Source organism: Paenibacillus sp. GCM10027627 (assembly GCF_042675505.1).
Taxonomy (GTDB): domain Bacteria; phylum Bacillota; class Bacilli; order Paenibacillales; family Paenibacillaceae; genus Pristimantibacillus.
The window spans coordinates 98,856-124,246 of record NZ_JBHTHB010000002.1; the positions used below are offsets into that span (position 1 = coordinate 98,856).

General features: G+C 52.0%; 23 protein-coding genes and 1 other annotated feature (1 of these 24 only partly in view). All 23 genes read right to left on the reverse strand.

Annotated features, from left to right (window positions below):
• Nucleotides 1-211: a binding site (T-box leader), on the reverse strand; it reaches 82 nt to the left of the window's first position.
• A gap of 71 nt (nucleotides 212-282) precedes the next feature.
• Entirely contained in the window at nucleotides 283-783 is a 501-nt protein-coding gene (locus ACFQZE_RS08490; protein WP_379355760.1) for a DivIVA domain-containing protein, read from the reverse strand.
• Between the two features lie 121 nt (nucleotides 784-904).
• Entirely contained in the window at nucleotides 905-1,687 is a 783-nt protein-coding gene (locus tag ACFQZE_RS08495) for a YlmH family RNA-binding protein (RefSeq protein WP_379355762.1), read from the reverse strand.
• A gap of 9 nt (nucleotides 1,688-1,696) precedes the next feature.
• Entirely contained in the window at nucleotides 1,697-1,981 is a 285-nt protein-coding gene (locus tag ACFQZE_RS08500; protein ID WP_379355764.1) for a YggT family protein, read from the reverse strand.
• 8 nt (nucleotides 1,982-1,989) lie between these two features.
• Nucleotides 1,990-2,457 carry a cell division protein SepF gene (locus ACFQZE_RS08505; RefSeq protein ID WP_379355766.1) on the reverse strand — a complete coding sequence of 156 codons (468 nt, stop codon included), beginning with the start codon at nucleotides 2,455-2,457 and terminating at the stop codon, nucleotides 1,990-1,992.
• 3 nt (nucleotides 2,458-2,460) lie between these two features.
• Nucleotides 2,461-3,177: a YggS family pyridoxal phosphate-dependent enzyme gene (locus ACFQZE_RS08510; RefSeq protein WP_379355768.1), complete on the reverse strand. Its 717-nt coding sequence runs from the start codon at nucleotides 3,175-3,177 to the stop codon at nucleotides 2,461-2,463.
• Between the two features lie 9 nt (nucleotides 3,178-3,186).
• Nucleotides 3,187-4,056 (reverse strand): peptidoglycan editing factor PgeF, encoded by an 870-nt coding sequence (gene pgeF, locus ACFQZE_RS08515; RefSeq protein WP_379355770.1) that lies wholly within the window; start codon nucleotides 4,054-4,056, stop codon nucleotides 3,187-3,189.
• An 85-nt stretch (nucleotides 4,057-4,141) separates the two neighbouring features.
• Nucleotides 4,142-4,423 carry a YlmC/YmxH family sporulation protein gene (locus ACFQZE_RS08520; protein WP_379355772.1) on the reverse strand — a complete coding sequence of 94 codons (282 nt, stop codon included), beginning with the start codon at nucleotides 4,421-4,423 and terminating at the stop codon, nucleotides 4,142-4,144.
• A 157-nt stretch (nucleotides 4,424-4,580) separates the two neighbouring features.
• On the reverse strand, nucleotides 4,581-5,363 hold the full coding sequence (gene sigG, locus ACFQZE_RS08525; RefSeq protein ID WP_087567858.1) for an RNA polymerase sporulation sigma factor SigG: 783 nt from the start codon (nucleotides 5,361-5,363) through the stop codon (nucleotides 4,581-4,583).
• A 116-nt stretch (nucleotides 5,364-5,479) separates the two neighbouring features.
• On the reverse strand, nucleotides 5,480-6,202 hold the full coding sequence (sigE, locus tag ACFQZE_RS08530) for an RNA polymerase sporulation sigma factor SigE (RefSeq protein ID WP_340872878.1): 723 nt from the start codon (nucleotides 6,200-6,202) through the stop codon (nucleotides 5,480-5,482).
• 39 nt (nucleotides 6,203-6,241) lie between these two features.
• Entirely contained in the window at nucleotides 6,242-7,159 is a 918-nt protein-coding gene (gene spoIIGA / locus ACFQZE_RS08535; protein WP_379355775.1) for a sigma-E processing peptidase SpoIIGA, read from the reverse strand.
• A 145-nt stretch (nucleotides 7,160-7,304) separates the two neighbouring features.
• Complete coding sequence (ftsZ, locus tag ACFQZE_RS08540) at nucleotides 7,305-8,426, reverse strand: cell division protein FtsZ (protein ID WP_379355777.1); 1,122 nt, start codon at nucleotides 8,424-8,426, stop codon at nucleotides 7,305-7,307.
• A 17-nt stretch (nucleotides 8,427-8,443) separates the two neighbouring features.
• Nucleotides 8,444-9,688, reverse strand: a complete 1,245-nt coding sequence (gene ftsA / locus ACFQZE_RS08545; protein ID WP_379355779.1) for a cell division protein FtsA — start codon at nucleotides 9,686-9,688, stop codon at nucleotides 8,444-8,446.
• A gap of 275 nt (nucleotides 9,689-9,963) precedes the next feature.
• Nucleotides 9,964-10,734: a cell division protein FtsQ/DivIB gene (locus tag ACFQZE_RS08550; protein WP_379355781.1), complete on the reverse strand. Its 771-nt coding sequence runs from the start codon at nucleotides 10,732-10,734 to the stop codon at nucleotides 9,964-9,966.
• A 138-nt stretch (nucleotides 10,735-10,872) separates the two neighbouring features.
• Nucleotides 10,873-12,153 carry a UDP-N-acetylglucosamine 1-carboxyvinyltransferase gene (murA, locus tag ACFQZE_RS08555; RefSeq protein WP_379355783.1) on the reverse strand — a complete coding sequence of 427 codons (1,281 nt, stop codon included), beginning with the start codon at nucleotides 12,151-12,153 and terminating at the stop codon, nucleotides 10,873-10,875.
• Nucleotides 12,154-12,168: 15 nt separating this feature from the next.
• A complete protein-coding gene (murB, locus tag ACFQZE_RS08560; RefSeq protein WP_379355785.1) occupies nucleotides 12,169-13,074 on the reverse strand; it encodes a UDP-N-acetylmuramate dehydrogenase in 906 nt (301 codons plus the stop codon).
• A gap of 140 nt (nucleotides 13,075-13,214) precedes the next feature.
• A complete protein-coding gene (gene murG, locus ACFQZE_RS08565) occupies nucleotides 13,215-14,324 on the reverse strand; it encodes an undecaprenyldiphospho-muramoylpentapeptide beta-N-acetylglucosaminyltransferase (protein WP_379356986.1) in 1,110 nt (369 codons plus the stop codon).
• A gap of 5 nt (nucleotides 14,325-14,329) precedes the next feature.
• A complete protein-coding gene (gene spoVE, locus ACFQZE_RS08570; RefSeq protein WP_379355787.1) occupies nucleotides 14,330-15,427 on the reverse strand; it encodes a stage V sporulation protein E in 1,098 nt (365 codons plus the stop codon).
• Nucleotides 15,428-15,473: 46 nt separating this feature from the next.
• Complete coding sequence (murD, locus tag ACFQZE_RS08575) at nucleotides 15,474-16,913, reverse strand: UDP-N-acetylmuramoyl-L-alanine--D-glutamate ligase (RefSeq protein ID WP_379355790.1); 1,440 nt, start codon at nucleotides 16,911-16,913, stop codon at nucleotides 15,474-15,476.
• A 74-nt stretch (nucleotides 16,914-16,987) separates the two neighbouring features.
• A complete protein-coding gene (mraY, locus tag ACFQZE_RS08580; protein ID WP_379355792.1) occupies nucleotides 16,988-17,944 on the reverse strand; it encodes a phospho-N-acetylmuramoyl-pentapeptide-transferase in 957 nt (318 codons plus the stop codon).
• A gap of 5 nt (nucleotides 17,945-17,949) precedes the next feature.
• Nucleotides 17,950-19,365 (reverse strand): UDP-N-acetylmuramoyl-tripeptide--D-alanyl-D-alanine ligase, encoded by a 1,416-nt coding sequence (locus tag ACFQZE_RS08585; protein WP_379355794.1) that lies wholly within the window; start codon nucleotides 19,363-19,365, stop codon nucleotides 17,950-17,952.
• Nucleotides 19,362-20,849, reverse strand: a complete 1,488-nt coding sequence (locus ACFQZE_RS08590) for a UDP-N-acetylmuramoyl-L-alanyl-D-glutamate--2,6-diaminopimelate ligase (protein ID WP_379355796.1) — start codon at nucleotides 20,847-20,849, stop codon at nucleotides 19,362-19,364. The genes ACFQZE_RS08585 and ACFQZE_RS08590 overlap by 4 nt, the downstream gene beginning before the upstream one ends.
• 140 nt (nucleotides 20,850-20,989) lie before the next feature.
• Nucleotides 20,990-22,930 (reverse strand): stage V sporulation protein D, encoded by a 1,941-nt coding sequence (locus ACFQZE_RS08595; RefSeq protein ID WP_379355798.1) that lies wholly within the window; start codon nucleotides 22,928-22,930, stop codon nucleotides 20,990-20,992.
• 105 nt (nucleotides 22,931-23,035) lie between these two features.
• The gene (locus tag ACFQZE_RS08600) at nucleotides 23,036-25,390 is read right to left on the reverse strand and encodes a penicillin-binding transpeptidase domain-containing protein (RefSeq protein WP_379355800.1); all 2,355 of its coding nucleotides are present in this window, start codon (nucleotides 25,388-25,390) and stop codon (nucleotides 23,036-23,038) included.
• Nucleotide 25,391: the final 1 nt, after the last annotated feature.

The window sequence follows — 25,391 nt, forward strand, 5'->3', positions numbered from 1 at the left end:
GCTTGCGGCACCTTAGTCACGAATCGGTAAAGCCTGATTCGAGTTCCCGGTAACGGGGGACGACCGTTGGCGCTTAAAACCGCTAAGCAGCGGGTTAGGCGCCTCTTCTCGGAGAGGATATTCCGTAACGGCTCATACGCCGGGCTTGCAGCAACCGCCGGCTCTCTGGGGAATGAACGCGAAACGTACTTGATCTCGTCAAGGAATTTCATTCGTTTTGATTAGTTTAGTTATAGCGCAAAAGGACTGCCCGTGTCAAACGTTGTTCTGCCGCCGCAAAATCTATCCGCGAAGCAGTTCCCGCTCCGCTTCTCTCGGCGCGCTGGACTCCAGCGTCTCCCATCCGTCCTGCGACAGCAGTTCCAGCTGCGCTTCCACAAGCGTCCGGAATCTAGCTCTATAAATAGAAGCTTGCTTTTTAAGCTCTTCGACTTCGAGCGATACTTTACGGGATTTGTTGAGGGAGTCGTTGACGATGCGGTCCGCATTTTTTTCCGCCTCTTTAATGATAAGCTGTGCTTCCTTCTTGGCGTTGTTGCGCACCTCGTCGGCCGCTTCTTGCGCAACGATAATCGTCTTGCTCAGCGTCTCCTCAATGTTGGAAAAGTGGTTCAGCTTCTCCTGAAGCGCAAACATTTGATTTTGAATCTCTTTGTTTTCCCGGATGAGCGATTCATAATCCTTGATTACTTGGTCCAAAAACTCGTTAACCTCATCCTCGTCGTAACCGCGCAATCTTCGCGAAAACTCCTTGTTATGTATGTCCAATGGCGTAAGCGGCATTGGAACACCTCCTGCTTCTGTTTGGATTTTTGCGCAAACGATGGAAGCTTGCTGCACGAACGCCACCGCTCACTGTCTGTGTGAAGAGATTCGACAGTCCGGCGCCATTTCCTGCAACCTTTTAAATAAATTTGCCGACCTTTACCCGAATTCTGCCTTTTTTTGTCACGCCGTCCACTTCCAAAACTTTGAATCTCCCTAGTCCCTTAATGGAGACGATATCGCCTTCATTTAGCGTCTCGGAAGGGTTCTCCTCCGTTTTCCAATTGATGCGGCAGCGGCCCGCACGGATAGGATCGACGATTTTGGAGCGGCTGATGCGGTAGACGTCGCTTGCAATGCCGTCCAGGCGCATCGACGCTACGATAAGGCTCATCTCTTCCAGCTTAACCTCTGTGATCTGAAGCCCGGAAAGCGGCAGCACATCCGTCAGTACATTCAAACGATGCACTTGCCGGAGATGTATATTTAAATAATCGGCAATTTCATCCGTAACGATTATATGTGCGAAAGAATCATGAACATGAATATCGCCAATCCGGTCCCGTTTAATGCCAAGCCCAAGCAAAGCGCCCAAAAAATCGCCGTGATCCAGCTCCAAATGGGACGTTCCCGCAGCTCTCGCTTCGAGCACGACAATGCCCGCAGCCTCATCGTCCAGACTGCGGTAATCGGGGGCGATCATTGCGCGTTTCCGCTCAGCTCTCTCGTATCCTCCGTCAACTCTTAGAGCTACATCGGGATTGCGGTTTGCGAGAATCGTCAAAATCTGAATTTGTCTCGGGTCCAAAAAATCGGTCCGCTTCAGCTCATGCTGCAATGCGGACCGATCTATCCATTCCAATACCCGATCGACAAACGGTTTTTCTTCGGGGTGAAAGTGGTTGTACATAGCTTGTTTCATAAGGATATCCTAACCGCCTAAGCCGTTCAGTATAAATATAATAACCGATTCCAACCCGATCCCAATAAAACGCAAAGCGATCAGGGCTACGATTGGCGATAAATCGAGCACTCCGCCAATCGGCGGAATAAATCTGCGGAATATCCCGATATAAGGCTCGACTACCCGGCCTAAAAATTGTCCGATAAAGCTTTCCCTTGCATTAGGAAACCAGGACAACAGCACATATCCGATTATGAGATAGCTGTAAATGTTTAGTACGTCTGATACAATGTTTACAATAGTTGCTTCCAAGTTCAAGGTCACCTCATTTTGTTGTAATCGTTCTCCTCCGCCAGCATTTCCGTAATGGCACCTTGAATTTCAACCGAATCAGGCGTGCACAGAAATATATGAGGACCCAGTTTAGAGATGCTGCCGTTTAAAGCGTACACCGTACCGCTCAAGAAATCAACAATGCGCAGCGCCAAATCGCTGCGGACGCGCTGCAAATTGACGACAATGGCGCGGCGGGAACGCAAATGATCCGCAATTTCCTGCGCTTCGTCATAGGAACGGGGCTCGCTCAGCACGACCCGTACATTTTTTTGGGAGTGGATGCTTACGACGTTGCTGCCGCTGACGGCTTGTTGTTGCTTTAAGTTTCTACGTGTCTCAAACGGCGAGGTTTCATGTTCCTGCTCTTCGATTTGGCTCACCCGCTCGCGCTCAACAACTTCTTCTTCCTCCTGCAATCCAAAAAAATTAATGATCCGGTTCATGACGCTCATGCCTCATTCCTCCTCTTTCCCGACTAGTGTAGTGCCTAAGCGAATCCAAGTCGCACCTTCTTCAATCGCAACCTCAAAGTCATTGGACATGCCCATGGACAAGTGCTCCAAGAGGCTGCCATGCGGCGAAGACTGGCGCAATTCGTCCCTTAGATGTCGCAGCGCTCGAAATACTTCCCTTGTATCCTCGGGCTCCGCCTCGTAGGGCGCCATGGTCATCAGTCCGATGGCCTGCAAGGACGGGTACTGCTGCAACTGCTCCAAAAAAGCAGGAAGCTCATCAGCCGCGAGACCTTGCTTTGAAGATTCGCCCGATACGTTTACTTGAATAAAGCAAGGAACTGTTATGCCGAGCCCGGAAGCCCGCTTATGTATAGCCTCCGCGAGCGTTAGCCTGTCCAACGAGTGGATGTAGGCGAACCTCCCTACAACATCCTTTACCTTATTCGTTTGAAGCGAACCGATAAAGTGCCAAATTGGCCCTTCATGCTCCGCATGTTCACGGCCTTCCCCGCTCAGCGCATGCCACTTCTGCTGCGCATCCTGCCAACGGTTTTCGCCCAGATGGCGGAGCCCATGCTCATAAGCGGATACGGCCGTATCAAGCGATACATATTTTGTAACAGCGATAATGTTCACTTCGTCCCGGGAACGGCCCGAACGCTCGCATGCCGCCGCGATTCTACGCTGCACTTCGTTTATTCTTTCCTGCATAGACATAACTTCCAATCACCTTTCCCGAATCCCGATCCAGCTGGCCATTCTTCCGGTTTTGCCTCCTTCAAGCCGATGCGAGAAGAACAAATCCGTCCGGCAGCCGGTGCACCAATTGGTTATTTCGATACGGCTCGGCAAAATTCCTGCTTTTATCATAATCTGTCGGTTTATTTCTTTCAAGTTGACAAAAGCTTTGCCGTTTTCATTCCGCTGAAGGCATGACTCTGCGAAAGTCTGATCCAGCTTAAGTTTTACGAGCAGCCGTTCAATCTCCTCTACGACGGGGCCATACACTTCGTAGCAGCATCCCCCGATAGACGGACCAATCGCCGCTTGGATCGATTCGGGAGCCGCTCCATAGGCCTTCCCCATTGCTTCCACTGTCTTGGCCGCAATTTCCCCTACCGTTCCCTTCCAGCCGGCGTGAGCAAGCGCAACCGCGCCTAATTGGGGCTCATAAAAATAAAGCGGCACACAATCCGCATAAAAAGAGGCTAGCAATAAGCCGGGAACATTAGTCATAATCGCATCGCAGCCCGCAAGCGCATCCGACTGCTCGATCCTGCCCCGTCCCCGATCCTCAGCCTTTACTTCCGCAACGAGGGTGCCGTGAACCTGTTCTGCGCATGTCCAAGCTTCAAACGGCCAACCAATCGCTTCTGCCAGCCGTCTCCGGTTCTCTACTGCATCCACTGGCGAATCGCCCACGTGAAGCCCTATATTGAGGCTGTTCCATGGAGCGGAACTCACTCCGCCTCCACGGCCGGAAAAACCGGCCGCCAACCCTCTATCGCCGTCCATCCATTCCGACAACAAAAAAAGCGAAGGTGTCTCCGCCTCATTCCGATTCTCTATTTCTCTAGCCTGAACAAATGGCTCCATACGATCACCCCATGAATAATAAGCGGAGGTTTTGCACGACCGCTGCTTAAGCATCCTTTACCTGCCTATGCTCAAGTTTACCCGCTTATGCCCGGGCGTGCAAATCTTCCTCTTCGCCCCGCAGCGCTTTTGCCTCATCCATGCGCACAAGCACAACATCCGCCCCTATTTTGACGATATTGCGCCAAGGAATAACCATTTCCCCACCGTTGCTGCCGAACAAACCAAACATTTTTGTAAACTGCGGCACTACAATGGAATCGATTCTTCCTTGACGAAGATCAAGCTCCAGATCGCTAATATGGCCCAGCTTTTTCCCGTCTACAATGTTGATCACATCTTTGGACTGGAAATCGGATATTTTCATGCCTTCTCACCACGTTTCCGGGGGATTGTTGACCGACTGCCTTTCTTTTATGTATATGAGACAAATGCCCAATATGTCCCCCTCTTTAAAAATTCGCTGCCCGCTCCAATGCCCCCGGCATCAAAAAACGGAGAGGCTTAAGCCGCCCCTCCGTTTTTTATGTTTTGACGTGTTTTTGCATTTGTTGAATAGCCGATTTCTCCAGCCTGGATACTTGTGCCTGCGAGATACCGATTTCGTCGGCAACCTCCATTTGCGTTTTGCCTTCAAAAAAGCGCATGGAGAGAATCATCTTTTCCCTGTCGTTCAGCTTATGCATCGCTTCGCGCAGGGCAATTTCCTCAATCCAGGATACGTCTTTATTGCGGTCGTCGCTAATTTGGTCCATGACATAGATCGGATCGCCTCCATCATGGTAAATCGGCTCAAAAAGAGACACGGGATCCTGAATAGCGTCAAGTGCAAATACGACATCTTCTTTAGGAACGTTCAAAGCTTCGGAAATTTCGAAAATTGTGGGCTCCCGAGAATTTTTGTTGGTGAGACTGTCGCGAACTTGAAGCGCTTTGTACGCTATGTCCCTCAAGCTGCGGGACACTCTGATGGGGTTGTTGTCGCGCAAGTAACGCCTAATCTCCCCAATGATCATCGGCACGGCATAGGTGGAAAACTTAACGTTTTGACTAAGGTCGAAATTATCGATCGCCTTCATAAGTCCAATGCAGCCAACCTGAAACAGATCGTCCACAAACTCTCCCCTATTGTTAAACCGCTGAATAACGCTGAGAACGAGCCGCAAATTGCCGTTCACTAATTTTTCCCTTGCTGCCCACTCGTTCCGGGTTTGCAACGCCGTAAATAGCTCGCGCATCTCGACATTAGTCAATACGGGCAGTTTCGCGGTATCCACTCCACAAATCTCGACTTTATTTCGGGTCATCGTGATTACCTCCCAAGGAGAAACATTAATGTTCATTATCTCCCCGGACCCTCTTTTTATTCCTCGTCTGACATGTCCAGGAAAAATGAAAAAGGGACGCCGCGCGTCCCTTAACGTTAAACCATTTTGTTGAATTCCTTGCGCAGCCGCTTAATAATTCGTTTCTCCAGCCGCGAAATATAGGATTGTGAAATGCCCAGCATATCGGCAACATCCTTTTGTGTTTTTTCCTCGCCGTCCGCCAGTCCAAAGCGAAGCTCCATAATAATTCTTTCGCGTTCGGACAGCTTGTCGAGCGCCTTGTGGAGCAGCTTGCGGTCCACTTGCTCCTCTATATTTCGATAAATCGTATCGTTTTCCGTCCCAAGCACGTCCGACAATAAAAGCTCGTTGCCGTCCCAATCAATATTCAGCGGCTCGTCGAACGAAACTTCCGTCCTCGTCTTGCTGTTCCGCCGCAAATACATCAAAATTTCGTTTTCGATACAGCGGGAAGCATAAGTGGCCAGCTTTATTTTTTTCTCAGGATCGAATGTATTGACAGCTTTGATTAGCCCGATCGCTCCGATCGAAACCAAGTCCTCAATATGAATGCCGGTATTTTCAAACTTTCTGGCGATATAGACGACAAGCCGCAAATTTCTTTCGATGAGCATCGCGCGAATCGCGGTGTCCCCGGATGGCAGCTTCTCGAGCAAATATTCTTCTTCCTCGCGCGTCAAAGGGGGAGGCAAAGCCTCGCTTCCGCCGATATAATAGATTTCTTCGCTTTTTAGGCCGAATAAAAACAAAATCCGATAGTAGTATAAATGCAAAATCAGTTTATACTTGACGAGCATGTGACCCATCCCTCCCCGAGTGAAGTGTGCGATAACCGGTTATGTTTGTACCATTGCCGGATGGATAATGGCTTGGTAAGCTCCATCTAACGAAAGCTTGCCGCCGTCTAATCCAATTAGCACCCTGCTTGTTTCAAATACTTGTCCTTCCCGCGTCACTTCAACGGAATCCGGCTTGAGCGCGAGCATAAATTGCGAGCCTCTGTTCACCCCTCGATAAGGGACAAGGCGCAAACGGTCTTGCCATTTAAACGTTTCAACATCCATTCCGGCTACGAGCCGATCGGCCCCGCCTTCGCGAATGGATTTGAGCCAGGCTTCAGGCAAATCTTCCTCCCACTTCGACGCTTCCATAACCATAACCGGCGTTCGGGTGAGCGGATCGTAGAGTTGATTGCCGGTATCGATAAGTCCTGTGCAAGCAAATGACTGTCCTCCGATGACTACTTTTACTTCAGCCAAATGGGTACGCACCAGCTCCTTCTCTCTTTTCCCCCTCAAAACCGCCTTGTACACATAGAGTCCGATACAAAAGGCGGCAGCAAAATAAAAGAGGCCTAGCTTCAATTCCGCATTCACGCTGCCATTTGCAAACGTAATCGATTTCCACACCTCGCCCGAGCCTTGCATAAATAAGTAATAGAGTCCCAGTACAGCGCCGGCCGCTACAAAATTGACGGAATAAAAGGCCGCTATATTTCGGATAAAATGCTGCAAGGAGGCAAAGCCGAAAGCGATCCACACCATGATCAAGGAAAACAATACCTTGACGGCCAGCGTAAAGAGGAATGATAAACCCGGAAAAAGCATAAGTACAACATAACAAGCGCCGAACGCTGATGCGGCAAGTATTCGCCACGGATTCGGTTTGTAATGCCGAACCCATGCCGTCGTCAGCAAAACGGCACCGTCTACCAGCAGCTCCCGGAGAAACAATATATCGATATATACCGTCATGCCACCAGTATATGTTAATCCTATTTCAAAGTCTGTCTATTCATGACGGGTTCAGCCATCTTTTTTTGTCGACTTTCCATACAAAAAACGCCCCTTCAGCTATGCCGAAGGGGCGTTTTTTCTCGTTTATTGCAAATGTATCGTATTAACGATCGCGAGGCTGCTTGCGCAAAAAGGCAGGAATTTCAAGTTGATCGCTTGATGTGCCCGATCCAAAAGGTTTTACGCTCGATGGGTTCGGTGCCGCTTTTGTTTCGCTTTGCTCTGCGCCTTGCGGAGCAACTCTGCGGGCAGCGTTCTGTTGAGCGGATGCCTTGGACTCAAAACCGGTAGCGATAACCGTTACTTTGATTTCATCTTTCAAATCTTCGTCGATAATAGCGCCGAAAATCATGTTTACATCAGGGTCGGACGCGGAAATGACGATTTCCGCCGCTTCGTTCACTTCATAGAGCGACAAATTGCTGCCGCCTGTAATGTTCATAATAACGCCGCGAGCGCCGTCGATCGACGTTTCAAGCAACGGGCTCATAATCGCTTTGCGAGCCGCTTCTGCCGCACGGTTCTCGCCTGCAGCAATACCGATTCCCATCAAGGCGGAGCCGCGCTCCGTCATGATCGTTTTGACGTCGGCAAAGTCAAGGTTGATTAGACCGGGTACCGCAATCAGGTCGGAAATGCCTTGAACCGCTTGTCTGAGAACGTTGTCCGCTTCGCGGAACGCTTCCAGCATCGGCGTCTTTTTGTCGACGATTTCAAGCAAACGGTCGTTCGGAATGACGATCAGCGTGTCGACTTTTTCTTTCAAGGCTTCAATGCCTTGCTCTGCTTGACCGGAACGCTTGCGTCCCTCGAACGTGAACGGACGCGTTACAACACCGACCGTAAGCGCGCCGCATTCGCGGGCGATTTCGGCAATGACCGGAGCCGCTCCCGTTCCTGTGCCGCCGCCCATGCCGGCCGTCACGAATACCATATCGGAGCCTTTAAGCTGGTTCGAAATCAGCTCGCGCGACTCCTCTGCGGCTTTGTTTCCTACGTCCGGATTAGCGCCAGCGCCAAGACCCCGCGTAAGCTTGTCCCCAATTTGGAGCTTATGCTCGGACTTTGCCAGATGCAGCGCTTGAGCATCCGTATTTACCGTAATAAATTCCACACCTTTAACGCCATTTTCAATCATTCGGTTGACGGCATTGCTGCCGCCGCCGCCAACGCCAATTACTTTTATTTGTGCAAGCTGTTCAAGCTCCAAGTCGAATTCCAACATCTCTCATTGTCCCCCAGTCAAATAAATTCGTTAAACATATTTTTAATCCGTTCGAACATACCGGGTTTAGAAGATGTAGCTGCGGGACCCGCTTTGCGGCTTGACGTCTTCTTGACGGCGCCAGCGCCTCGTACACCCATATATTTCGACACATATTGAATCATGCCTACTCCGCTGCTATAGGCCGCATCCTTCACGCCGATATAATCCGGCAACGCAATGCGAACCGATGCCTCCAGCTCCAATTGAGCAAGGTTGAGAGTGCCCGGCAAAGCGACTGCCCCGCCGGTCAGCACGTAACCGTTCACTTTTTCTCCATAGCCAAGCCGGCGAACCTCTTGTCTAATGAGCTGGAAGATTTCTTGCATGCGAGGCTCGATAATGCTAGACAAATCCTTTTGGGAAAACTCCTTCTCCAGGTTGCTTCCCATGCGAGTCACTTTAAACTTCACGTCCTCCGCAGCGTCTGCCACGTTAGCGCAGCCGTATTTCAGCTTAAACTTCTCTGCTTGATCGCTCTGCGTCCTGAGACCATAAGCGATATCGTTCGTAACGAATTCTCCTCCGATCGGCAGAGTCGAAATGGCTGCCAGACCGCCTTGATCGTAAACGGCGATCGTTGTGGAGCCCGCGCCGATATCGACGAGCACCGTGCCAATACTTTTTTCGTCTTTTGTCAAAGACATGACTCCAGAAGCAAGCGAAAGCAAAATAACGCCGGAAATGCGCAATCCCGCCTTTTCCACGCACCGCATCAGATTATGTATGGCCGTCTTCGTTCCCGTTACAATCGTCGCTTCCACTTCCAGCCGTACCCCGATCATCCCTCTAGGGTCCGATATGCCTTCCAGCCCGTCTACTAGATACTGCTTCGGCACGAGATTAATAATCTCCCTCTCTGGAGGAAGGGCAACGACTTTCGCGGCTTGCAATACTCGTTCAATATCTTCTTCACCGATTTCCCGGTCCTCGTTGGATACGGCAACAACGCCATGATTCGTCTGCAACGCAATATGATTGCCTTGAATACCTACGTATACATCAGATATTTGAATGCCGACCATGCGCTCCGCATGCTCTACCGCATTGCGTATCGATTGCACAGTCTGGTCAATATCGACGATTGCTCCCTTGCGAATCCCCTCTGAATCGGCCGATCCAACACCAATAATATTAATGGCTCCATTATTCATCTCGCCAATAATAGCACGAACCTTGGATGTACCGATGTCCAAACTGACGATGATGTCATTGCTGCTCAACTTGCGGCACCTCCGTTTCCAATAATAATAATTACGGTTATATTGTAAATTGAATTAAGTCTCTCTACATATTCAACGCTATTAATATTTTCCCTCTTTTTTCAACAAAAATTTCATAACTTTCATGAATGACCATCGAAGGTTGGAAAAATATTACTATTAAAGCGTTAGCGTCATTCTTTTGCATGAATATTGCGCCGTATTTTTATGCCCGGCAAATCGCCGCCAGCCCTTGTCCAAGGGCGTAATACATAAAATTCTACCATTCTTTCAAGCTATTGAGTAGTCTCTTTTTGCCCAGATTCCACATTTTCTAAGTCCTCTATTTGAAAAGGGACATACGTATCTGCGAGCAGCATGGTGATCTTTCCAGGCTCTTGAGTTTCAATGACGGCGTTAAGCGCCTCGATTTTGTCCGGGAGAACGGAGACGGCCGTCATCACTTCAAAGCCAGTGCGCGTATACATACGGATGCGGTCAGGATAGGCATTGGAAGGAATAGGTGTTATTTCCGAAAGATCGGATAATTGCTTGTCCGGAATTTTCGCCAATTGCTTTGTAAGCTCCAGCTTAACGGAATCGTCCGGCTTCCACCCCGTCAGCACTGGCTTGTCCAGTAGCCGGTCACCCTCATGGTCCGCTTCTACGCTCGTTCCATTCGATAATAAAGCTGTCAATTTCCCGTCTACGGCAAGCTCGAAGGCGACGACTGGATATTCCTGCACCACGATTTTAACGACTCCAGGAAACGCCTTTGTCACTTTTGCCGATTGCACCTGAGGCAGCTTCTGTATTTTGGAGGAGATGACTTCCGATGCCGTTTTGAAAAAAGCGTCTCCTACCGCGAGGCCGGCTGACGCTGCAATTTCATCCGTTGTCGTAAAATGGGTACCCGTAATTTGAATATCTGAAACTTTGCTGATGGAGGAATTAAAAAACAAAACCGCAAGCAAAGAGACAAAGAGCAGAAACAATACGGCAAGCAGCTTTTTGTTGCCTTTGCGTTTGCGAACGGGCTCCTTCAGCACAGGCATTCCTGTACTCATAACTTGTCCCTCGTTTCTGTAAAACGACGGCCCCTCTAGCAGTTGCAAAGTAAAGCGGATCGGCATGTTCGCACCCGTCGCTTTATCTTCTCATCCTCGAGGAAGCCTATCGTTTCTAACTTGCCAGTCACCGGCATATCATGAATTAGTAGGTGTATGAGGCACCGGGGCGGACCGCGTAATCCGGGCTCCAAGTCTGCCCAGCATGGTCTCTATTTTGTCGTAGCCCCTGTCGATATGATGAACTTGCTCCACAACCGTTCGGCCTTGAGCGGCAAGGCCGGCTATCACAAGCGCCGCGCCCGCGCGCAGATCGGTTGCTTCTACCGTCGCTCCGTAAAGCCGCGGCACGCCGCGGATAAACGCTGCGTTAATATCGACCCGGATATCCGCTCCCATGCGGGACAGTTCATCCACATGTTTAAGGCGGCCTTCAAAAATCGTTTCTTTCAAAATGCTTACTCCGTCCGCCAGAGCGAGAAGCACCATAACCTGAGATTGCAAATCGGTAGGGAAAGCCGGGTACGGGGAAGTCACGATACGCTCCACCGCTTTCGGCCTTGCGGAACTGCCAACCTTTATTATATCACCGTCGACGACGATTTGAACACCTGCACGACGAAGAACGTGAATGAGAGAAGAGAGATGGGCGGGCTGAGTTTGCTGGAGCGTGATCTGACCTCTTGTAGCCGCAGCTGCCACCATAATGGTGCCCGTTACGATTCGGTCGGGAATCACTTTGTATCTGCAAGGAGTTAGGCGGCTCACGCCTTCAATCGTAATCGTATCTGTTCCGGCGCCCATAATTTTAGCGCCCATTTCATTGAGAAACCGCTGCAAATCCTGAATTTCAGGTTCCCGGGCCGCATTGCTAAGCGTTGTACGGCCTTCCGCTAGAACGGCCGCCATCATAATGTTTTCCGTCGCGCCTACGCTTGGAAAACTCAGATGGATATCGGCTCCCTTCAGCTTGCCTGCCCGGCATATGATCCGGTTTCCTACCTCTTCAATTTCCGCTCCAAGCGCCTCAAGGCCTTGCAAATGCAAATCGATTTTCCGCTCGCCGATCGCGCAGCCGCCAGGCTGATAAACCTGGACTTCGCCAAACCGCGCAAGAAGCGGGCCCATCAGAAAAATCGAAGATCGCATTTGTTTCATAAGCGTTTCCGGAACATGCGCCGTATGTGCCGATGATGTATCCAGCACAACCGTGTCTCCAGCATGTTCGGCCCGGCATCCCAATTCGCGCAAAATGTTCAGCATCACGTCGATATCGAGCAGATGAGGCACGGAATCAATCGTAGTCGTGCCCTCGGCCAGCAGGCTCGCTGCCAATATCGGTAAGGCGGCATTTTTCGCTCCTTGGATAACTATGGTTCCTGAGAGTGGTTTCCCGCCTTCAATCACCAATTTGTCCAATGTATCACCTCCGAGTTACCGCTCGCCCACCGCCAATACCTCCGGCACCAGCTTGACGCCGAAACGCTGCTCCACGGTGCTTTGGATATGAGACATAAGGGCGAGAACATCTCTAGCTGTCGCTGTCCCTGTGTTGACAATAAAATTGGCATGAAGTTCGGATACCTGCGCTTCTCCAATGCTGTAGCCTTTAAGCCCCGCCTCTTGGATCAGCCTTGCCGCAAAGTCGCCGGGAGGATTGCGGAATACACTTCCCGCGCAGGCCATCTGCAATGGCTGCGTTCTAAGTCTCCGTTCCTTATAGGAAGCCATATTCGCAGTAATTTCCGCCTTGTCGCCTTCCTCCAGCTCAAATGCCGCTTCCGCAACCAGCCCCTTCATCTCATGAAGAATCGAGTGCCGGTAGGCAAAACGCATATCTTCCCGCCCATAGCGAACCAATTCTCCTGTTTCCAGAACAATGTCGGCATATTTGAAAATACGTGACACATCCGACCCATGCGCGCCCGCGTTCATGTAGACGGCGCCGCCTGCCGTTCCGGGAATTCCCCCCGCGAACTCCAATCCCGTCAGGCCTTGCTTGCCTGCCATAACCGACAGTTTAATAAATGAATAGGAAGCTCCCGCAATAACGGTCCCCCCATCGAAGCGCACATAATCGAGTCCGCTCGCCGGCTTGATTACAACGCCGCGAATGCCCCTGTCTCCGACCAGCATATTGGAGCCGCGCCCAAGAGCGGTCCACTCCACTCCGTGCCGATGCAGCAGCCGGACGGCCGCTACCAGCCCTTCCTTTCCCCTCGGAAGAATCAAAAGATCGGCCGGTCCGCCGATTTTCCAAGTTGTATGTTTCGAAAGCGGTTCATTGCGCAGCAGTTCGCCTACGCCAGCCTTTTCCAGTTCCGCTATAAGTGCTTCCATTGCGACTTCCTCCTTTGATGCTGCAAGATCTTCTGCCATTCGCCGACTATTGTAATTCCGCTCCCGCAGTTGACGGTCACGAATTATAACGTATCCTATGCCTTATTGCCATTTTGTGTGACAATCGCCCACACCGTCCGCTAGCGCCTCGCATTCATCCGAATGAGAACGTCCGCGATCCGGCTCGCCGAATCCGGAACAGCAAGCTGGCTTGAAGCGTCCGACATCGCCGACAGACGGGAAGGGTCCTTCAGCATCTCTTCCAGCTTGCGGATGAGCGAAGCTCCAGACAGCTCCCGCTCCAGCACCATCTCGGCCGCTCCGCCCGATACGAGGCTTCTTGCGTTTGCCTCCTGATGGTTGTTCGTTACATTAGGAGACGGGATCAAAATGGACGGCAGTCCAAGCGCCGTAATTTCCGCAAGCGAGGACGCGCCCGAACGACTGACGACAAGCGCCGAATCGCGCAGCACTTCGGCCATATTGTGCACATACGGGAGGAGAGTCAGCCGCGCCAGCGCGTCCGGCGCCGTCTCCTCTATTCTTTTTTTTGTAGACTCATAGTAGATATCGCCCGTTACAAATACAAAATGAACACTGCCCAGCCTATCCAGCATAGGGGCCATCTCCACGATCGCTTCGTTAAAAGCTCTAGCCCCTCTGCTTCCCCCTACCATAAGCGCATATTGCTTGCCAGGAGGCAGTCCCAGCGACTGAAGCCCCCTCCCGGAAACGGCGCGCAGTACGTTCGTTGCGCAAGGATTGCCGGTAAACGACGTTTGTTTCGCTTTTGGAAAATGGGATTCCGCATCCGGAAAGCTGACACCGACATGATCCGCGTAACGGGACAAAAATTGGTTGGTCAGACCGGGAATTGCATTTTGCTCATGGATAAAAGTAGGAATGCCAAGCTTCGCCGCCGCGTAAACGACGGGACCGCACACGTAGCCGCCCGTTCCGACGACTGCGTCGGGCTTGAACTCCAGCAGCAGCTTCTTCGACCGCTGCGCCCCTTTCAAAAAGCGGATGACCGTTTTTACATTTTCAAATGAAAGCTTCCGGCGGAAGCCTGTAATTTCAATCGACTCAAACGGGATGCCATGTTCAGGAACCACTCTGCTCTCCATTCCATTTGGCGTTCCGATATATAGCAACTTCGTGTCCGGATCGTTCTGCACCATATGTTTGCCAACGGCAACCGCAGGATAAATATGGCCGCCCGTTCCTCCTCCAGTCAACACGATACGCATCATTTTCACCTCGAATAACGGGATATGTTCAGCAAAATGCCAAGCGCCGTCAGCAGCAGCGTAAGCGAAGAGCCCCCATAGCTGACTAGCGGCAGCGTAATGCCGGTTACCGGCATCATGCCGATGACAACGCCAATGTTAATAAGCACCTGTACGCCGATAATGCCGGTTATGCCGACAGCGAGCAGGCTTCCGAAAGTATCCGGCGCCGCAATCGCCGCCCGGATGCCTCGCCACACTACAATTAAAAATAAAAAGATCAAAGCGGCACCGCCGATAAAACCAAGCTCCTCCGCCAAGATGGAAAAAATAAAATCGGTTTGCGGTTCCGGCAAATAGCTGAACTTTTGCCTGCTCATGCCAAGGCCGAGACCAACAAGCCCTCCGGGGCCTATCGCAAAAAGCGATTGAATGATTTGATAGCCGCCGCCAAGGGGATCTCCCCAAGGGTCCAAAAAAGAAGTAATCCGCGCAAGGCGGTAAGGGGCCGCCAAAATAAGTCCGACGAAGCCCGCAACGCCCACAAGCGCAAGCGCGCCCAAATGCGCCATTCTTGCGCCGGCCGTAAAAATAAGAATAAGAGAAGCTCCGACCATAACCGCGCCGGTTCCGAGATCGGGCTGCAGCATGATCATGCCGAAAGCGAGGCCGACAAGGCCTAATGGGGGCATAAGCCCTTTCGCAAACAGCGTAATCGTTTGCTGCTTCTCAGACAGCCATTTCGATAAGAACAAAATCATGGCCAGCTTCATAAACTCCGAAGGCTGAATGCCGAAGGAGCTGATGCCGAGCCAGCTTCGCGCTCCGCCCCGCACGACCCCGACTCCGGGGATCAAAACGATAACGAGCAAGACGAAACAGACGATCAATGCGGCCGGCGCCCATTTCTTCCAATTCGAATAATGGGCGTTCATCGTAAATAGTAACGCACCTATGCCCAGCCCGGCAAACAACAGCTGCCGCTTTACGTAATAGAATCGGTCTCCAAATTCATGAAAGGCGAGCACCGCGCTCGCGCTGTATACCATGATCAAACCAATCGCAAGAATAAGCCCTATTGCCGCAAGCAGCCAAATATCCGGGGCAGACCGCGCTTTTGCCATAGCGAACACACCTCTTAGCATAGGAAAGTAGGGACAGGCCCCCTACTTACAAGGTATGCGCCGATTGTTTAAAAATGCTCCCTCTCTGCTCATAGGATGCAAACATGTCCCAGCTCGCGCACGCAGGCGACAGCAGCACGGCATCGCCCGGCTCCGCCAGCTCTGCCGCATGCTTGACCGCCTGCTGGAGGGTGCCCTCGGCGTCCTTCTCAGCGTTCACCGAAAGGACGTTCGATAAACCTGCCAGCTCCGCCACTCGCAGAAGCTTCTCGCTTGTTTCGCCCAGCGTGACAAGCCCTTTCAACCCCTTGAACAGAGGCAGCAGCTCCATGTAATCGGAGCCTCGGTCAAGACCGCCCGCGATCAGCACGATAGGTCTTTTCAAGGAACGGACGGACATCGTAGTCGCCGTCGGATTGGTCGCCTTGGAATCGTTATAGTAATAAACGCCGTTATGATCTCTCACAAACTCAAGGCGATGCTCTACCCCTTTGAACTCCATCAAAGGTTTGGCCAGCGATTCAATTGGAGCGCCCGCCGCAATGGCCGCCGCAATGGCCGCCAACGCATTTGCCGCATTGTGTCTGCCTGGAATGCCTAGCGCGTCTACAGGCATGATAATCCTCTCTCCGCCCTCAGTTGCGTTCGCAGGTCTATACACGATTACCCGGCTTATATCGTTGCCTTCCGCCGCAAATTCTCTAGAAAATGGCGGTTCGATGCAAATGCCGGATTCCAAAGATTCATAAAGCGAAAAGGGGAGCAGCCGAGCGGCAAGCCCTTCTTCGGCGACTTGCCGGCATGCCGCATCGTCCCAATTGAGCACCGCGATATCTTGGCTCCTTTGATTGGCGAACAGCTTCCGCTTGGAAGCGATATAATCCGCCATATCTCCATGGTAATCCAAATGCGTCTCCGCCAAATTAAGCAAAAGCGCAATTTTTGGACGGAACGCCGATGTGCCTTTTAGCTGGAAGCTGCTAAGCTCCGCTACAATCCAGCCGTCTGCCGCCGCTTCCTCTACAGCATCGCATAGCGGCAAACCGATATTGCCCGCAACGATTGGCCTCAGTCCCGCCTCTTCTAGCAGCTTGCCGATTAAAGTAGTTGTCGTCGTTTTTCCGTTGGAGCCTGTAATGCCGATAATCGGAGCCGGTGAAAGCCAATAAGCCGCTTCCACCTCCGTAATGACTTCAACGCCATGCTGAAGCGCTTGGCGAACAGGGGGCGCGGAATACGGGATGCCCGGATTTTTGACAAGCAGTGCCGTATTGCCGTCTACCAGATCGTCCGGATGATAGCCGCATAGCACAGAAATGCCCAAAGCGGCCAGTTCATCCGCTTCGGGACATGATTCGCGTTCTTTTTTGTCGTTGACGATGACGTCGGCTCCAAGCCGGTGGAACAGCTTTGCCACGCTGACGCCGCTTCTGGCAAGTCCGAGCACAACGACTCTTTTGCCATTATAAGTTGACGGATGGTTCATAGCGACATTCCTTCCTATGGATACGTGAAGCGGCTCTCGCTTTAGGAGAACCGCAAACACAATAGTAGTTTGGTTTAAATAACGAACAATAAGCCAACTGCGGCCAGCAGCAAGCCGACCGACCAGAAGACGGTCACGACTTTCCATTCCGACCAGCCGACAAGCTCAAAATGATGATGGATCGGGCTCATTTTGAAAATACGCTTCCCTCTCAGCTTGAAGGAGGTCACTTGAATAATAACCGACAGCATTTCCAAAACGAAAACTCCGCCGATGACGATGAGAAGCAGCTCCGTTTTGGTCAAAATCGCAACAGCCGCTATGCCCCCGCCAATGCCGAGCGACCCCATGTCGCCCATAAACACTTTGGCAGGATGCGCGTTGTACACGAGAAAGCCGAGCACCGCCCCTACCATAGCAGCGGAAAATACGGCCGACTCATGAGAGGAGGTTTGCAGCGCCACGATCGTAAACGCTCCGAAAGCAATAGCGCTTGTGCCTGCAAGCAAGCCGTCCAGCCCGTCGGTAAAGTTGACGGAGTTGCTGGCGGCAAACATAATGATAACCACAAACGGATAATAGAACCAGCCAAGGTCAAACCCCCAGCCCGTCCCCGGTACGGAAATTTCCGTGCTGTGATTCATATTGTAGAGCAAAGCGCAAACGATGATGGAAAACAGAAGCTGGCCGAACAGCTTTTGCCTAGCCGTCAAACCTAGCGATCTTTTAAATACAATTTTAATGTAATCATCCAAAAAGCCGACGAGCCCAAAGCCAAGCGAAGCTGTCAGCAGCACCCAAAACTCGGATGTTTTATCGGAAAAGCGCAAAAACGCAATCATAAGCGCAATCATAATAATAATGCCGCCCATCGTCGGAGTGCCGCTTTTTTTCAAATGGCTTTGCGGCCCTACCTGACGAATTTGCTGACCGAACTTCAGTCTCCGAAGCAACGGGATGAACAGTGGCCCGAGCAGAACCGCTAGCAAAAAGGAAGCGCCGATTGAAAATAATATGACCATCATGTCCATCTCTATCACCCCTTCTCCAAAGCGTTGACAACCTGTTCCATTCTCATGCCTCTAGAACCTTTCACCAGTACAAGATCAGATGGCGCTAGCCTCTCCTTCAGCCACTGGGCCAATTGTTCCTTGTCGTCAAAATGACGAACCAGCCCCTCATCCGCCGCCGATTTCAAGCTCGCAAGCGCTCCTTCGGCCGTATAGGCGGAAAGAGGTCCGTAAGTAAGTACGCCTTCGGCTTTGCCCTCCGAAATGTATTGCCCGATTCCGCGGTGCAACTCATTCTCGTCCGGGCCTAGCTCCAGCATATCGCCAAGCACGATCCACCTCCGGCCGAAGCCCGAAAGTCCCGCGACCAAATCGATGGCCGCCCTGACAGCGGTCGGATTGGCGTTATAGGCATCGTTAAGAACGACAGCGCCGTTAAAAGCTTTGCCGGGCTCAATTCTCATGCCGGTCAGCTTAAGGCCGCCGAACCCGGCAGCGATATCTCCCGGCTGTACGCCGAACAGGCGAGCTACCGCAATGGCTGCAAGCGCATTGCTTATGTTGTGACGGCCAGGCACTGGAATGTGGAGTCGGCCAAGGCCGGTTGCAGCGCCTTTGTACAGAGCTACAAAGCTGCTCCCGTACGGCTCAAGCTCCACTTGCTGGGCCGACCATTCATTGTCCTCTTCAAGCCCAAACGTCCGCAAAGCGATCTCTTCGGACAAGCTCAGCTCTTGCAGCCCTTCGGTCAGCAGCGGCTCATCGCCGTTGTACAGCAAAGTGCCTCCCTCGCCGAGTCCAAGCGCAATTTCCAGCTTCGCTTTGGCGATTCCGCTTCTGGAGCCAAGCTGCAGCAAGTGGGCGTCGCCTATGTTCGTAATAATAGCGACATCGGGCTGTGCAAGCTTCGTCAAAAGCTCGATTTCTCCAAAGCCGCTCATTCCCATTTCGAGTACCGCCACTTCCGTATCCTCGTCCATGCTAAGAAGCGTAAGCGGCAATCCGATATGGTTGTTCAGATTTCCTTCCGTTTTCAGGACGCGGTATTTCGTGCCAAGCAGCGCCGCCGCCATATCTTTTGTTGTCGTTTTTCCGTTGCTGCCCGTAATGCCGACCACCCGCACCATCAGCTCGCTGCGGTAAGCAGACGATAGGCGCTGGAGCGCCGCAAGCGTATCTTTCACCAGCAGAAAAGCGATATCCTGCATGCCTTCAGGAATGTCCCGTCCCTTCTGCCACAGCATCGCTTTGGCACCGCTGGCGACAGCCGCCGCAGCAAATTCATGTCCGTCGAAGCGGTCTCCGACGATCGGAACGAACAGCTCCCCGCTGCCCGCAAGACGGGAGTCCGTCATGACGCCGGCAATCGGCTCGTCACCCCGTCCTCCCTTGTGTATGGCGCCGCACATGGCTGCGATTTGACCAATAGTCCGTTTAATCAATGTAACAATCCCCTTATGGCTTCTTTTGCCGCTATTCGATCATCGAAAGGAAATACTTCTCTTCCGATTATTTGATAGGTTTCATGACCTTTCCCCGCAATCAATACTACATCGCCTGGGCTTGCCATTTCAACCGCTTTTTCAATTGCGGCGCGTCGATCCGGTATCATTTGGAAATCCGAAGAGTTTATTCCTGCTTCCACAACCCCTACGGCGATATCCTCGATAATGCGTTCCGGGCTCTCGCTCCGCGGATTGTCCGAGGTGACGATCACATAATCGGAATGCTTCGCGGCTATCCGGCCCATAAGCGGCCGCTTGCTCCGATCCCGGTCGCCTCCGCAACCGAAGACGCAAATGACCTTGCGCTGTGCAAACTCCCGAACGGCGCGCAACACGTTATCGAGGCCGTCGGGCGTATGGGCATAGTCGACAATAACGGCGAACGGCTGACCTTCGTCTACGCTTTCGACCCGGCCCGGCACTCCGGGAATCGACTCCAGCGAACGTTTAATATCCGGCAAGCCAATCCCTTCAATTAAAGCGGCGGCAATGGCGGCGAGCGCGTTGTACACATTAAACTTGCCAGCCATCTTAAGCCCGATATCGGCTTCGCCCTTAAAGGTCGAAACCCGGAAAAATGTTCCTTGCGGCGTGATGGAAATGTTGTCCGCTTTTACATCCGCTTCGTTTTCGATTCCGAACGATACAATCTCTGCCGATGTCAACAATTTAAACCGGGCCGAGGCGGCGTCATCCGCATTCAAAACCGCATAGGAACGCTCGTGCAGAGCTTCTGGGTAAGCATTTCCTAGTCTGGAAAAAAATAACCCTTTGGCATCCGCATACTGCTGCATCGTTCCATGATAATCTAAATGATCCTGCGTTAAGTTGGTAAAAATGGCGGTTCGGAAGCGACAGCCCTTCACCCTTCCTTGCTCAAGGGCGTGCGAGGACACCTCCATGGCGCAATATTCAACGCCGGCATCCCGCATTTCCGCCAGCTGCCTTTGCAGCTCATGGCTATCCGGCGTCGTCCCGTCCGTATGGAACTGGCGTCCGCCATATCTCCAGCCGATTGTACCGATCACACCTGCCGCCTTACGCGCGTCATTCAAGATTCTCTCTATTAAATAAGTCGTAGTCGTCTTCCCGTTTGTGCCCGTCACCCCGATTAAACGAACCTTTTCGCTAGGGTGAGCAAAGACGCAATCCGCAATAATCGCGCTAGCGAGCCGGCTGTCCTTCACGATCAGCTGCGGTACGTTAAGCGCCAGCAGCCTCTCCGCCACAACGGCGGCCGCCCCTCTCTTAACAGCATCGGCGGCATAATCGTGGCCGTCCACCGTATGACCCGGCACGCATAGAAACAGGGCTCCGGGCCGCACCTTTCTCGAATCCACTTCCACATCGGTAAATTCCGTTTCCCCGTCTCCAACAAGCCGGGCGGTAATCAGCGTTTCAGCCAGATCGCACAAACGCATAACCATCAAGCCTCCCTCGATCGCTCTGACGGAATACTATATGCCGCCCAAAGCAATCGCGTTAATGACTCGTTGATCTGCGTTCATGTCTGGTTGATCTGCGTTAATGACTCGTAGTACTAAGCCAATAACTCGTACGGTCAGTGTGAATGCGGAACGTCTTCTTCGTCGCCCAAATAAATCCGGATCGTCGAACCTCTGTCAACACGAGCTCCCGCCGCGGGCGCCTGCTTAATGACCACTTTGCCGGAGCCGGCCGACGTTAAGTTGAAATTCATATTCAAATCCTCATATAAATCCGATACGCTTTTGCCGACCAAATTCGGCACCGTGACGATCGGCGTATCTCCATATTTGTAGAGGCGGTCAATCTGCTTCTCGCGCGGAGGAATATCAAGAATCGTCAACGCATCCTCCATAATGTTGCGTACGATAGGCGCGGCGACGACACCCCCGAACTGAATGCCTTGCGGATTGTCGACCGCGACGTAAACGACGATTTCGGGATCGTCGGCGGGCGCGAAGCCAATAAACGAAACGATATGCTCATTGGCGGAATAGCGGCCGTTCACCACTTTTTGCGCGGTACCCGTCTTGCCGCCAACCCGATATCCGTCTATAAATGCGTTGCGGCCCGTTCCTTTGGCGACAACGCTTTCCAAAGCCTCGCGCACCCGTTTCGACGTTTCCTCGGAGATCACGGTCCTGACCGCTTCCGGTTCTATCGTCTGTACCGTTTGCCCGGTTTCCCGGTTGATCAGCGCCTTAGCCACATGCGGCTTATACAAGGTGCCTCCGTTAATGGCAGCGGACACCGCTGTTATTTGCTGAATCGGAGTGACGGAAACCCCTTGGCCGAATGCCGTAGTTGCCAGTTCCACCGGGCCGACTTGGCTCAGCTTAAACAAGATGCCGTTTTCTTCGCCGCCGATATCGATGCCCGTTTTGGTGCCGAAGCCAAAGTTTTTAATATAATTAAACAAAGTATCTTTGCCCAGCCGATTGCCAAGCGCTACAAATCCCGGGTTGCAGGAATTTTCCACAACCTCCAAAAACGTTTGGCTGCCATGGCCGCCTTTTTTCCAGCAGCGCAGTCTGGCCCCTCCGATTTCAACGGCACCCGGATCAAAAAAACGCTCGTTGTTCAAATCGACTTTCTTTTCTTCCAGCGCCGCAGCGAGCGTTATGATCTTAAAGGTAGACCCCGGCTCGTAAGTCATCCATATCGGCAAATTCCGGTTGTAAACTTCTGAGGCTACTTCCTTGTATTTGTCCGGCTCGTAGGTAGGACGGCTTGCCATCCCTAAAATCTCCCCATTGTCAGGGTCCATCGCGATCGCAATAATGCTGTCCGCTTGGAGGGAGGTCATCGCTTGATCCAACTCGCGCTCCATAATGGATTGGACTTCCTGATCAATCGTCAGTTGAAGAGTCAATCCTTCCTTCGGTTCGTTGTACGTATCCGAGGAGTTTGGCATTTGCCGTCCCGCCGCATCCGACAGGAAAGACACGTTGCCTTGAATGCCGCTAAGAAGCTCATTATATTTGGACTCCACGCCAGTCAGTCCTTGATTGTCAATCCCGGTGAAGCCAAGCAAGTGAGCGGCCAGGCTGCCGTATGGGTAATACCGCTTGTTGTCCTCCGCCACCACGATTCCCGGCAAGCCAAGCGCATGAATTTCTTCCGCTTTCTCCAGCGTAATTTTGCGCCCGCCGGGGCCCAGCTTCACTATCATCGCTTTTGTGTTCAGCTTTTTCAGAATCGTCTCCTGCGTCATATCCAGCAAGCGGGACAAGGCCGCTGCTGTCTCTTCTTTATTTTTCACTTGAACGGGTATGGCCCACACCGTCGGCGAGCTTACGTTGTAAGCAAGCTGCACACCGTTGCGGTCCCAAATTTCCCCTCGCTTCGCCACGTAAGGGATTTCACGGCGCCAAGAATTTTCGGCCTTTTGCGCCAGCTCCGCGCCTTTCCACAATTGGACGTATCCTAACCGGATACTGAGTGCAACAAACGCTATGCCGGCCAAAACCAAAACAATGAACAGCCGCCTTCTAACCGTTACGTTCGAAACTTTCATTCCAAGTCCCCCTTAGGCCCGAGCTTCGCAAAGAACGTACACTGACGCTCACTCCCAGCTTATTCGGGACAAGGGGGGGATAGAACAAGCTATATTGTTGTACTGCTAATTCTCACCTACATGCTCGATGTTTGTTTCTCGTCTCTCCGTGCCTTCTGACGCTGGAGGTTCGGCCGTCCCGCCGGTTTGACCGGAACCGTTGTCGGAAGTGCCGTCCCCGGTCCCGCTGCCGGTCCCCTCATTTCCTCCGGCTTCCGTTTCACCTTCCGTCTCAGTAGACTCCGGCTCTTCCGGTTGTACATATTCGTCCGAACCAACCGGCGGGGAAAGCTTGACATGCACCGTTCGCACGCCGTCCTTTTCCTGTACGGTCTGGGATACGACATATCCCGTTCCCTCTGTAACGAGACGGACGCCGATGAGCGAGGTAAGCTCAAGCGCGTCTCGAAGCGATACCCCCGTTAAATCCGGGATCGCCAGCTTGTCTTTTTTCTCCGTGATCAAATAAATTTTTTGGGTTGGATGAACGATGGAGCCCGCCGCCGGAATTTGACCGAGCACCGTGCCGCCGTTGCCGACAAGTTCTGCCGTCATCGCCTGCGCTTTCAGCTCGGCTTTGGCTTGCGCCACTTTCAGCTCTTTCAAATCGGGAACCGTCACATAGATTTCTTTTTCCTCAGAATCTTCGTTCGGTTCCCAGTTCGGCGCTACACCCATCTTGCGCAAGCTCTTCAGCACGATTTCACGGAAAGCGGGAGCTGCGACGGTACCGCCGCCCGCATAACGGTCATTCGGTTCGTCGACCGCGATGTACAAGACGATTTTCGGATTGTCAACGGGAGCGTAGCCGATAAAGGACACCATAAATTTGGTTTCGGAATATTTCCCGTTCACAACTTTCTGAGCCGTCCCCGTTTTGCCCGCTACCCGGTACCCTTCGATATATGCGTTTTTGCCGGTACCGTTCTGCTGGTCGGAGACGACTTGCTCCAAATATTCGCCTACTTGGCGCGAAGTCTCCTCCGAAATGACCTGTCTAACCACTTTCGGCTCCGTTACCGTTGTTGTTTTGGTAGAAGGATCCGTAATGCTTTTAATAATATGCGGCTCCATCAGCTTGCCGCCGTTTGCTACAGCCGCTACTGCCGCAACCTGCTGAATCGCCGTTGTTGAAACGCCTTGTCCAAAGGAGGCCGTCGCCACTTCGCTGTTGTATTGGAATCGCATCGAGCCCGTCGCTTCGTTCGTCAGCTCGATGCCCGTCTTTTGGCCAAAGCCGAATTTGGTAAAATATTCGCGGAGCTTCTCGGCGCCTAAGCGCTCAAGGCCCAGCTTGACAAAAGCTACGTTACTTGAACGTTTAAGACCCTCCAAAAAAGTGATGTTGCCCCATCCGTCCAAATTATGGTCCCGAATGATTTTCGTATCGCCGGGAACCTTAATGCTGCCAGATTTATATTCTTCTTCGGGATTAAACAGACCCTCTTCTACGGCAGCCGCCAGCGTCGCAATTTTGAACGTGGAGCCGGGCTCATAGAGCGAGCCTACCGCATGATTGTACATATGGGCGTAATCCGCTTTCCAATATTCATTTGGATTAAATTCCGGCATATTGGCCATCGCCAATATTTCCATCGTATTGGGATCGGCCGCAATCGCCGTTGCGCTTTTCGGATTATATTTTTTGACGATTTCCCGAAGCGCTTCCTCCGTATAATGCTGGATATCGTTGTCAATGGTCAGCTTAATTTGACTGCCATGTTTAGGCGGCTGATATTCCATTTCGCCTTGGGAGAGCTGAACCCGCTTCCCGTCCTTTTCATAGCGCATATATCCGTCTTCGCCGCTTAGCTCATCATTGAAATAGGCCTCTACGCCGGTCATCTTTTCCCGGTCCAAACTGACGTAACCTACCAACTGCGAAGCCAGCGTCTTGCGAGGATAAGTGCGCTTTAGCGTCTCTTGAATATAAATGCCCGTGTCGGTGCCTTTTTTCTGCTCGATCATTGTTTTTTTCAAATCGTCCCGGAAAGCGACCAGCTTGTCGGCTACCGTCTTTTCGATCTGCCAGCCGCCGCCTCTAAGCTCGCGGTGAACATAAAACGTTCCATCCTTCTTTTTGGCCGTTACTACGCTTCTCAGTTCATCCTTTGAAACGCCAAGCGAAGAATGCAGTCCTTCAATGACCTCCTCTGTCACTCCCGCATCATGAATGATTTGCGGATTTACGGATACGTTGTAAGCAATGGTGTCCATCGCCAGCACGTTATCGTTTCTGTCGGTAATCGTTCCCCTCTTGGCGGGCAGCGTCTCCGCCGCAGACCATCGCTGCTTGGCCATCTTATAATATTTTTCTCCGTCTAGTACCTGAACATAATAGATTCTGCCGATTAGAATGAGAAAAAGGAGGGTCATAACCCCTCCAAATAACAGCGTGCGAAGCTTTATCCGTTTAATCATT

Bases quoted from the DNA above. Each gene is read 5' to 3' on its own strand.
- murD (WP_379355790.1), bottom strand. From the start codon at position 16,913: ATGAACCATCCGTCAACTTATAATGGCAAAAGAGTCGTTGTGCTCGGA.
- pgeF (WP_379355770.1), bottom strand. From the start codon at position 4,056: ATGGAGCCATTTGTTCAGGCTAGAGAAATAGAGAATCGGAATGAGGCG.
- ACFQZE_RS08595 (WP_379355798.1), bottom strand. From the start codon at position 22,930: ATGAAAGTTTCGAACGTAACGGTTAGAAGGCGGCTGTTCATTGTTTTG.
- spoVE (WP_379355787.1), bottom strand. From the start codon at position 15,427: ATGGCAAAAGCGCGGTCTGCCCCGGATATTTGGCTGCTTGCGGCAATA.
- sigG (WP_087567858.1), bottom strand. From the start codon at position 5,363: ATGACCCGAAATAAAGTCGAGATTTGTGGAGTGGATACCGCGAAACTG.
- ACFQZE_RS08520 (WP_379355772.1), bottom strand. From the start codon at position 4,423: ATGAAAATATCCGATTTCCAGTCCAAAGATGTGATCAACATTGTAGAC.
- ACFQZE_RS08550 (WP_379355781.1), bottom strand. From the start codon at position 10,734: ATGAGTACAGGAATGCCTGTGCTGAAGGAGCCCGTTCGCAAACGCAAA.
- ACFQZE_RS08600 (WP_379355800.1), bottom strand. From the start codon at position 25,390: ATGATTAAACGGATAAAGCTTCGCACGCTGTTATTTGGAGGGGTTATG.
- murG (WP_379356986.1), bottom strand. From the start codon at position 14,324: ATGCGTATCGTGTTGACTGGAGGAGGAACGGGCGGCCATATTTATCCT.
- ACFQZE_RS08505 (WP_379355766.1), bottom strand. From the start codon at position 2,457: ATGAGCGTCATGAACCGGATCATTAATTTTTTTGGATTGCAGGAGGAA.
- mraY (WP_379355792.1), bottom strand. From the start codon at position 17,944: ATGGACATGATGGTCATATTATTTTCAATCGGCGCTTCCTTTTTGCTA.
- murB (WP_379355785.1), bottom strand. From the start codon at position 13,074: ATGGAAGCACTTATAGCGGAACTGGAAAAGGCTGGCGTAGGCGAACTG.
- ftsZ (WP_379355777.1), bottom strand. From the start codon at position 8,426: ATGTTGGAATTCGACTTGGAGCTTGAACAGCTTGCACAAATAAAAGTA.
- ACFQZE_RS08490 (WP_379355760.1), bottom strand. From the start codon at position 783: ATGCCGCTTACGCCATTGGACATACATAACAAGGAGTTTTCGCGAAGA.
- ACFQZE_RS08590 (WP_379355796.1), bottom strand. From the start codon at position 20,849: ATGCGTTTGTGCGATCTGGCTGAAACGCTGATTACCGCCCGGCTTGTT.
- spoIIGA (WP_379355775.1), bottom strand. From the start codon at position 7,159: ATGACGGTATATATCGATATATTGTTTCTCCGGGAGCTGCTGGTAGAC.
- ACFQZE_RS08495 (WP_379355762.1), bottom strand. From the start codon at position 1,687: ATGAAACAAGCTATGTACAACCACTTTCACCCCGAAGAAAAACCGTTT.
- sigE (WP_340872878.1), bottom strand. From the start codon at position 6,202: ATGCTCGTCAAGTATAAACTGATTTTGCATTTATACTACTATCGGATT.
- ACFQZE_RS08510 (WP_379355768.1), bottom strand. From the start codon at position 3,177: ATGTCTATGCAGGAAAGAATAAACGAAGTGCAGCGTAGAATCGCGGCG.